The sequence below is a fragment of the Okeania sp. SIO3I5 genome (genome assembly GCF_010672085.1).
GTDB lineage: Bacteria > Cyanobacteriota > Cyanobacteriia > Cyanobacteriales > Microcoleaceae > Trichodesmium.
In genome coordinates this window covers 1-9,444 of sequence record NZ_JAAHHT010000314.1, presented here as the reverse complement: position 1 = coordinate 9,444, position 9,444 = coordinate 1, and the positions used below count along the sequence as shown (strand labels likewise).

6 protein-coding genes are annotated in these 9,444 nt (G+C 36.4%); 5 read left to right on the top strand and 1 reads right to left on the bottom strand.

All coding sequences use genetic code 11. The annotated features are described in order from the left end of the window. Positions 1–250: 250 nt before the first annotated feature. Complete coding sequence (locus F6K40_RS36295; protein WP_293143858.1) at positions 251–4,138, top strand: DUF4347 domain-containing protein; 3,888 nt, start codon at positions 251–253, stop codon at positions 4,136–4,138. A 495-nt stretch (positions 4,139–4,633) separates the two neighbouring features. Here the strand turns inward: F6K40_RS36295 and F6K40_RS36290 are convergent, their stop codons facing one another. Further along, the gene (locus F6K40_RS36290) at positions 4,634–5,671 is read right to left on the bottom strand and encodes a hypothetical protein (protein WP_293143855.1); all 1,038 of its coding nucleotides are present in this window, start codon (positions 5,669–5,671) and stop codon (positions 4,634–4,636) included. A 106-nt stretch (positions 5,672–5,777) separates the two neighbouring features. On the opposite strand from F6K40_RS36290, the gene F6K40_RS36285 reads away from it, so the two are divergent. The 4 genes from F6K40_RS36285 to F6K40_RS36270 all read left to right on the top strand — a co-directional run bounded on the left by F6K40_RS36285 (position 5,778) and on the right by F6K40_RS36270 (position 9,444). Further along, positions 5,778–5,984 (top strand): hypothetical protein, encoded by a 207-nt coding sequence (locus F6K40_RS36285; RefSeq protein ID WP_293143852.1) that lies wholly within the window; start codon positions 5,778–5,780, stop codon positions 5,982–5,984. Positions 5,985–6,304: 320 nt separating this feature from the next. Then, positions 6,305–6,853, top strand: a complete 549-nt coding sequence (locus tag F6K40_RS36280; protein ID WP_293143849.1) for a hypothetical protein — start codon at positions 6,305–6,307, stop codon at positions 6,851–6,853. Beyond that, a complete protein-coding gene (locus F6K40_RS36275; RefSeq protein WP_293143846.1) occupies positions 6,837–7,964 on the top strand; it encodes a restriction endonuclease-related protein in 1,128 nt (375 codons plus the stop codon). The genes F6K40_RS36280 and F6K40_RS36275 overlap by 17 nt, the downstream gene beginning before the upstream one ends. Beyond that, positions 7,957–9,444 carry a pPIWI_RE_Z domain-containing protein gene (locus F6K40_RS36270; protein ID WP_293143843.1) on the top strand — a complete coding sequence of 496 codons (1,488 nt, stop codon included), beginning with the start codon at positions 7,957–7,959 and terminating at the stop codon, positions 9,442–9,444. Before F6K40_RS36275 ends, F6K40_RS36270 begins: the two co-directional genes overlap by 8 nt.

Genomic DNA, 9,444 nt, shown 5'->3' with positions numbered 1-9,444 from the left:
GGGAAGGGTGGGAAGGGTGGGAAGGGTGGGAAGGGTGGGAAGTGTGGGAAGTGTGGGAAGTGTGGGAAGTGTGGGAAGGGTGGGAAGGGTGGGAAGGGTGGGAAGGGTTGAAGATGGAACATTTTTTTCTACCGAATTAAGCGGGTTTGATATCAAATAAGACTCGCTCTCAAAATTTTGCGGATTTGATTACTATGGGGTTGTATTTATCCAAAAAACTAAAAATAAAAGATAATTAGGAGAGCCAAAAATGTTATATCCCGATCGTAAAATTAAGCCTCAATCTACATCTTTGGTTTTCATAGATGCTCATCTAGATAACTATCAATTTCTAGCTACAGGAGTAGTAAATGATTTAGAAGTCATTATCCTGGATTCTACAGAAAATGGCATAAATAAAATTACTGAGACATTACAAAAAAAAATAACTACCCAAAATAAAATAGAAGCAATTCATATATTTTCTCACGGCAGTCCGGGCAGCTTACAATTAGGTAATACTTTTCTTAATCTAGACAGTTTAATATCTGCAAAAGAACAAATAAAACAGTGGAAAACTGCACTAAGCAAAACAGCTAATATTTTACTTTATGGCTGTAATTTAGCAGCGAATATCGGTGGAGAATTTGTACAGAAACTTAGTCAAATATTAGGAGTAAATATTGCAGCATCAGTTGACTTAACAGGTAGTAAACTTCTAGGAGGAAATTGGAACTTAGGATTTACTACAGGAAAAATTGTTGCAGAAAATCCATTACAACCAGAAGTAATGGCAAGTTATAACAGTGTATTTGCGACTTTAACAGTAACTAATAATAACGATGATGGAACTGGGTCTTTAAGAGAAGCGATCGCCACGGCTCAATCAGGAGATACAATTGAATTTTCTCCCAGTTTAGCTAATCAAACTATTACCCTAATTTCTGGTCAATTAGAAATAGATAAAGACTTAATTCTTGATGGAGGAAATGCTCAAGATTTAACTATTAGTGGCAATAATAATTCACGGGTAATAGACTTACAATTTACTCCTGATTTTCAACCCACAAATTTGACTGTTAAAAATATAATTATTGCTGATGGTAGGACTACCGCTGTAGATAGAGAGGGAGCAGGAGCAGGAATTCGGACTGAACAAACAAGCACTTTAATTGTTGAAAATAGTAAATTTATTAACAACACAGCAGGAGGTTTAGGAGGAGGTGCAATTTATAGTGGATTTCAAAGTAATGCCACTATTATTAATAGTCAATTTGAAAATAATGATGCAAGTCAAGCAATTAGAAATTCCTCTGGTCAATTGAGCGAACACGCTGGAGGTGCAATTTTAATTTGGAGTGAAAGTAATCTCACAGTAAGAGATAGTGAATTTACAAATAATAAAGGTGTAAATGGAGGAGCAATTAATAATCTTCTGAGCAACTTAACGGTAGAAAATTCCCAGTTTATTAATAATGATTCAACTTCTGCACAAAATACTGATTATGGTTATGGCGGAGCAATTTATACTGATGGTGCTAGCAATAATGATGGCGTAAGTTCTGGAACAATTAAAATTAGTAATAGTAGCTTTGATGGTAACAAAGGTGCTGGTCAAGGTGGGGGATTATTTCTATTTGCCTATCCTCCGGATAAAATCATTATAGAAAACAGTGAAATTATTAATAATCAGATAATTTCTAACTCAGTGGGAGATGCTTTAGGTGGTGGACTGAGGGTAGGAAATGCAGAATTAACTATTACTAATACTACCATTGCTAATAATTTAGCTTTAAGTCAAGGTGGCGGTTTATGGGTAGGAGGAAATGCACCTACAGAAATTATTAATAGTACCTTTTCTGGAAACAGAGCAGAAAGTGAAGATGGTAATAGTGGTTTAGGAGGGGCAATACTTTTAGCAAATACCTCTAATTCTACTAATATTACTAACACAACTATTGCTAATAATTATGCCGGATTTCAAGGTGGAGGATTTTGGGGCGGTAACTCAAATACTACTTTAACAAATACTATTGTTGCCTATAATGTAGCTAACAATGGTGGTAATAATTTTAATATTTTTCATAATACAGGAACTGAGTTTAGTGATGGTGGCGGAAATATTCAGTCGGATGAACTTAATCCTAATGATACGAAGGTAACAGCAGGAGTAACACTCACCGATCCTTTATTAGCAGATTTACAACGAGTAGATAATATTTTCATACATCCTCTATTGGACAATAGTCCCGCTATTGATGCGGGTGTTAACGGGAACGCACCAGATACCGACCAAATAGGTCAAACTCGTCCTGTTGATGGTGATAATAATGGTAGCAGTATTACTGATGTTGGTGCTTTTGAATTTGTTGTCGCATCTTCAAATCCAACCCCTAGTAACAACCAACCTACAGATATATCTATAGATAACAATACCGTTGCAGAAAATAGTGAGAATGGAACAGTGGTAGGTAGTTTGACTACAACTGACTCTGATGCTGATGATACTCACACTTATACATTATTGGATGATGCCGATGGTCGTTTTGTAGTGGATGGAGACCGAATATTAGTAGCTAATGGTTCAATACTTGATTTTGAAAATAATACGACTCATACGATTACTGTTCGGACGACTGATAGTGGAGAACCCGCAGAAAGTTTTGATGAACAGGTGACTATTAATGTGACTGATGTGGATGAGACTCCAACCCCTAGTAACAACCCACCTACAGATATATCTCTAGATAATAATAGCATTACAGAAAATAGTGAGAATGGAACAGTGGTAGGTACTCTAACTACAACTGACTCTGATGCTGATGATACTCACACTTATACATTACTCAATGATGCCGATGGTCGTTTTGCAGTGGATGGAAACCGAATATTAGTAGCTAATGGTTCTTTGTTTGATTTTGAAAATAATACGACTCATACGATTACGGTTCGGACGACTGATAGTGGAGAACCCGCAGAAAGTTTTGATGAACAGGTGACTATAAATGTGACTGATGTGGATGAGACACCAACTTCTAGCAACAACCAACCTACAGATATATCTCTAGATAACAATACTGTGGCAGAAAATAGTGAGAATGGAACAGTGGTAGGTACTCTAACTACAACTGACTCTGATGCTGATGATACTCACACTTATACATTACTCAATGATGCCGATGGTCGTTTTGTTCTGGATGGAGACCGAATATTAGTAGCTAATGGTTCAATACTTGATTTTGAAAATAATACGACTCATACGATTACTGTTCGGACGACTGATAGTGGAGAACCCGCAGAAAGTTTTGATGAACAGGTGACTGTAAATGTGACTGATGTGGATGAGACTCCAGCAAATAATAATATTCTTGGCACTCCAGGTAGCGATCGCCTCACGGGAACAGATAATGGCGATACTTTTTCAGGTGGTGAGGGTAACGATACTTATATTATTAATAACAGTGCAGATATAATTATCGAAGAGGGTAATGCTGGTATTGATACTGCTGAGTCTAGTATCACCTATCGTTTACCAAGCAATGTGGAAAACCTGGTGCTAACGGGGGAAAATATTAACGGTTCTGGAAACTCTCGAAATAATTATATTGCAGGTAGTGATGGTGAGAATAAAATAGTAGGAGGTCGAGGTAACGATGCACTTTTAGGAGCGAGTGGAGCAGATACAATTATTGGAAGTATTGGTAATGACATTTTGTTAGGAGGAGCAGGTAACGATATTTTAGAAGGGCGTTCAGGTCGCGATCGCTTGAATGGTGGTGCTGGTAACGATACTCTAACTGGAGGTGCGAGTAAGGATAAGTTCATTTTTAATACTAACCAACCTTTTAAAGCGGAGGATCTTGGTACAGATATTATTACTGACTTCCAGGAAAACAGGGATAAAATTTTGTTAGACCGAGATACATTTACAGCTATTAATAGTTTGCCTGGTGAAGGTTTTAGTATTGTTGAGGAGTTTGAGGTTGTTAGTAGTGACGCACAAGCGGAAACTGTAGCAGGAGTTATTATTTATAATCAGACGAATGGTAATTTGTTCTATAACCAAAATGGTGTAGCAAATGGTTTTGGAGAAGGAGGTTTATTTGCAAATGTTACTAATACTCCTGAGTTAGAAAGTTCTGATTTTCAGATTAGATAATGGTACTGAATAGATCGTATTCATTAGACATCTCCAGAAAAGAGGGAACAGGGAACAGGGAACAGGGAACAGGGAAGAACAATTGATAATTTCTGGATAAGAATTGATTTTACTTTTTATTTTTGGAGATGTCTATTGACCAAAAAATCAGGTCTCAAACCTCCCCATTTTGAAGTGCGGAATGTAGGTTGAATATTTTTCAAGTAATATCATATCCGGTAGGATCGGAAAGTGTATAGAATTAGTCCTGAATTGGAAAAAAACCTTCTGCCTCCCCCCCTTTCAAAGGGGGGTAGGGGGGATGCCTCCTGCCTTACTTCCTCCAAAGTGTAAGTATTCAACCGGACATGATATTATATCATGTCCGGTAGCATCGGAAAGTGTATAGAATTAATCCTGAATTGGAAAAAAACCTTCTGCCTTCTGCCTCCTGCCTCCTGCCTTTCTTCCTCCAAAGTGTAAGTTATAATTCATCCTGCAAATATGCAACATCAATTAATCACCATCCGAGAGTATTTGTAAACGAACTGTTTGGTTATTGAGGTCATTTAAACTCATTTCAATCACATTATTTGAAAGTTTGTCCAGACACCCTAATAGATGTCGTAGATGAGGTGTACTAGCACCAGTATCCACAAATAATCGTTCTGATAAATTACCTACACGCCTCCAGCTACTATAAAGTTTAGCCATTGTTGCCTCTAGTTGGGCAGATTGTTTTACCAAGTCAGCAACTACATTGAGACATTCCAATCTTAAAGCTTCTTCTAATACCATTTCCATATCCAATGATGATTCACTTAATGCTTGAACTTTCGCTGCAGCATCAAGATATTTAGATAGGTTACGAGCATCTGAGGTTAGTTGCTTGAGTGTATCTACTTCTGGATTTTGGACGATTTCCTCTTGAATTGCGCTTAAGTGGGATTCTGGTAATTTTTCCATTTCCCGGACTAGGGGAGCTAAATAACGGGGTGGCATGGAACCAGAGGTGGCCTTGGCTCTAATTTCGTCTGGCAGCAAATCTGAACTAACGGCGGTCCATTCATCTGCTAGTTGTTTAACTTCTCGTCTGGTGATGCGATCGCCTTTTTTGGCTGCATCTGTGACCATTTGTTGGACTTCTGTGGGAGATTTGGCCGTTTCGACAAAGGCTCTTTTGCTAAAGTTATTAATGGAGTCTGGGTCCAGATGTCCTTCTTCTATTAAAGTATCAGCACTATTGGCCAATTCTATTAAGGCATAAGCTTGACTCTTATTAATTTCTCTTTCTTTGAGCCAATTTAGGAATCCGCTACCCCGTCCATCGCCTCCTTTTTTTTCTCGGTCTCTAATGATTCTGAGGATATGGCCTCGCCAAATTTCGGTCTGGAGGTCAAAGCGATCGCAAACTTTCCAGGCTGTGTCTACTACATTTTCAAACTCAGAGTCGGCAATTTCTTCATCTTCTGGGTCGGGTAGGTCTAAGTTGAGCTTCGGGAAATTATTTAGAGCTTCGGCAAGAGCTTCGGGAAATTGGGGCATTTCAGGCATAACAGAACAGTATTATGGCTCACAGTGCCGAAATATTATTGCATCATTGGCTGAATAATACCAAATTATTAGCCAATAGTCTTACTTAGTTAGTCATAAGTCTAAATTGGTTTATGAGTGGGTTTTTCCTGGGGAAATGCTCCGGGAAGCACAATGCAGAAATAGTGAAATGCCCAAAAATCCTATTAGTGAAATAGACTCTTATAGCATTTCTAAAAAAGAATGCTACATAAAATTGGGTGGGAAAGTGTTGAAGGTGTGGGAGGTTTCGGGATATAAAAAAACAGGAAAAGTATATGCTATACTACCTTGATTTATTAAAACATACTTTAAATCTTGAAAATATTTAATTATTGAAGTGTAGCTGAAGTATAGCATTAATTCATGGTAATTGGTATTAAGTCTGAAGCGATCGCTACTCTCCATATTCCTTAAACCCTACACCATCTAATAAAAGTTAATTTCTTTATGCTAGTATATAAAAGTTGATTAAAATCACAGTTTAATTGAGTATTTTTTTTGGGGGGACAAATCAACTCAATTTGTCTGTTATTTTATTTGCTTTCTTGTTTTTTATATGATGATTAGAAAGCTATTTTTCTATATAAAATTACTATCTATAGTTTGAGTCAAATGTCAGTTAAAAATACAGATTCAGGAATGACACCGGAAGTAATTGAACAAATAAGGAATATAGTACGAGAGGAGATAAAATCTGGATTGCAACTGGCAACTATCAGAGGAGAATCTAACCTTCTAACAGATGCAGAATTTTTTGTTGCTGTCGAAAAAAATGTTCAGAAAATTTTAACAGAAGTTGGAAAAATTAAATCTGGCAACAAAGGTTACAAGGCAAGTTTAGATGATGTCTGGAATTTAATTTTAAAAATAAATGAGCGAGCAGATATTCGAGAATATTACAAAAGAGCTGGGGAAGAGCCACGGAAAACTAAAGAAATTATAGACCTACATCTTCTGGGAAAACAACATAAACTTCCATTATTTTCTGACTATCTAGAACGTCTCAGAGAAGAGCTAGAAGATATTTTTTTGGAAATTAAATCTTCACCTGTAAATACTTTTAATTGTGACACCGAAACCAAGGAAATTATTCAAAGTTTTTTAGAGTCTATTCCGCTCTATAGAAATGAGGAGCAACAAGAAGATGAAAGTGACACCTGAAACCTGTTTTGATTTACTTGTAACTGGATTAGTAGACTTAGAAAGTGCTTATGAACAAGAAGGAGGTATTACCCATCCTTACCCTAAAAATCTGCAACGAGCATTAAATCAATTAGCACTGTTATCGTTGAGAGAAAATAAACCAATTATTCAAAGTTTAGGAGAGGTTCTTAAGCTCTGTAAAACAACTCCTTTAATAGACTGGCCTATTAATTTTTCTCAAAAGGAAGATATTTGTCTACTAGAAAATATTCCTGAAATTAAAATTACTGAAGAGTGTCAAGAATTTGCTCAAGATGTTATTGAAAGTAATAAGCCTGGAATTCTTCAAAAAGAAGTTTACCAGAAAATTATAGCTCTAACATCACGCAGTAAAACGATTGAAGAGAAGGATGCTATATATCGCCAGGTTAGGGAATTTTTAGCCAAACATTCAATTACAACGCTGAAAGAAAGGGTGCAGTTTAATGCAAGATTTAAAGCAAAATTTAAAGCTAATTCAAAAGTGTTAGAAGAGGGAATTTTTAATGTGGTATACACTCATTCTGTTCCTGCTAGTAAATTTATCAATGATAAAATTGCCAGATGCAAATTATGTGGAAGTCTGGTGACTATGTATAATGAAAGAATGATTTGTACCGTACATAAATGCGATTTCAACACATCACAAAATAAGGAAAGTCTTATTGATTATATAGAACCTAATGAAACAGTAAAATTAGCAGCTCCAGACATTCGATATTATCTGGTTTCGCCTACAGTACCGGAGCTTAAATTGCGAGACAGAGCTAAAGAACTTAAGTGTAAAGTGACAATGTGGCCAGGACTTGATTCTTACGATTTACTGATTGTTTGTCCAGATGGATACAAATTGTGTGTAGATGTCAAGGACTGGGTTAGTCCTGATGGGTTAGCGGAAAAATGTTCCGAAAAAGGTTTTCCTATGGACGATATTAAAAAATATGGAATAGAAGGTGATGAATACTGCTTTGTTGTTCCAGATGCACGGAAAGCAAAAACGCCAAATTACAAAGAGGTATTTATCGAGCATTCAAATGCAGAAATTTATTACGAAAGCGAATTAATTGACTTAATTAAGAACCATGTTTGAAACAAATGTATTTACTCCTCTTATAAGAGATTTAGAGAATATTGTTGAGAACTCCAACCAATTTTCTCTAGGAGATTTAACGGCAAAAGAGTTTATTAAGCTAGAAGCTGGATTATATTTATTACACTTGGTAATGCCAAATGAACCTGTAGAAAGTTTAAGTTTCTTGCTATGTTTGTATGACTTACCTCACGAAGGACTACAGAACTTATCAGCAAGCGATCGCTACAAAGTAAGAAAAGCATCTTATCTTTTGTCTGCTCTGCGTTCGACTAAAATACTTTCGGAGCGTTTAGATGCTTACCAGAAAGTTATCCCACCATATCTGAGATGGTTTCCAGATGCTGTTTTATCAGCACCTATTGAGTCTATGGGTAGTGGTTTATTAGCTACGCGGGAGCAAGTCTATCATCGTATATTTAATAATGGAAATTTAGACATTGATCAAGAAAAGACAGAAGTTAAATATGCGCGTCCTGATAAACACTATTTATCGGGAAATCCGCAAAAAGGAGAAGATGTCAAATCTTATCGAATACCAGAAGATGACTATAACTTGGTTTTAAGGCAACTACAAATTAATCCAACACAAGGTAATCCTATACAACAAGCTAGAAGAAACAGTCAGCTACCAGGTTTTAATTTATCTGATTTAACTCAGTATGACAATCAAAAAGGAAGTGTCACCTATACAAAAGTAGAATTAATGGCAACTGCTTGTTGGATGGATGAACAGTTAATTAGTAAAGGAAAGTCAGCAAAATATGAAAGTATTTTAAACAAAACGTTTTGGGAATGTTATGACGGAACTCCAGATGACACCTTATATTTAGATGGCACTGTTAATTTGGTTGGTATGGTAAATGCAGGGAAAAGCACTCTTGCTAAAATTGTAGCAGTACATCAAGCAAAGCATAATCTCCGAACAACTCTAGTTTTTGGCAGTGTAACAGATTGCAAGGATGTAGAAGAGGAATTAAATGTTATTCTAGAAGGACTGAACCAGCGCGCAGCAACTATTATCGGTGTTTCTAATCGCTATTCTTACACGAGTCAAATTCATAATTCTGTGATCCGTAGGCAAGAATCTTTAGATGATAGTGCAAATGCAGCATCACTTTCTACGATTTGTTTGCTGGATAACTATTTAGATGAGGAAGATTATAACGTTTTAGAATCCGCGATCGCTCCCTGTAATAGCTTGCGATCGCCATCTCGAAATAATCCAGAGGAACCGTCTACAAGTAATTGGATGTGTCCGTTTTTTCATGTTTGTCCTAGTAAAAAGGGGGATCTTGCACTTGTAGATAGTATTGTTTGGATTACAACGCCACAAGCGCTGCTGAAATCAAATGTACCCAGACAACTTATTAAGGGTGTTTATAGGATTAAATATGGTGAATTAATCTATATTGCCAGCTCTCTAATAATCTTTGATGAATCTGATAATGTTCAAGTCTATTTTGATTCTGAATTTTGA

Excerpts from the sequence above, each read along its gene's own strand:
- F6K40_RS36275 (WP_293143846.1), top strand. The coding sequence starts at position 6,837 with ATGAAAGTGACACCTGAAACCTGTTTTGATTTACTTGTAACTGGATTA.
- F6K40_RS36290 (WP_293143855.1), bottom strand. The coding sequence starts at position 5,671 with ATGCCTGAAATGCCCCAATTTCCCGAAGCTCTTGCCGAAGCTCTAAAT.
- F6K40_RS36280 (WP_293143849.1), top strand. The coding sequence starts at position 6,305 with ATGTCAGTTAAAAATACAGATTCAGGAATGACACCGGAAGTAATTGAA.
- F6K40_RS36270 (WP_293143843.1), top strand. The coding sequence starts at position 7,957 with ATGTTTGAAACAAATGTATTTACTCCTCTTATAAGAGATTTAGAGAAT.
- F6K40_RS36295 (WP_293143858.1), top strand. The coding sequence starts at position 251 with ATGTTATATCCCGATCGTAAAATTAAGCCTCAATCTACATCTTTGGTT.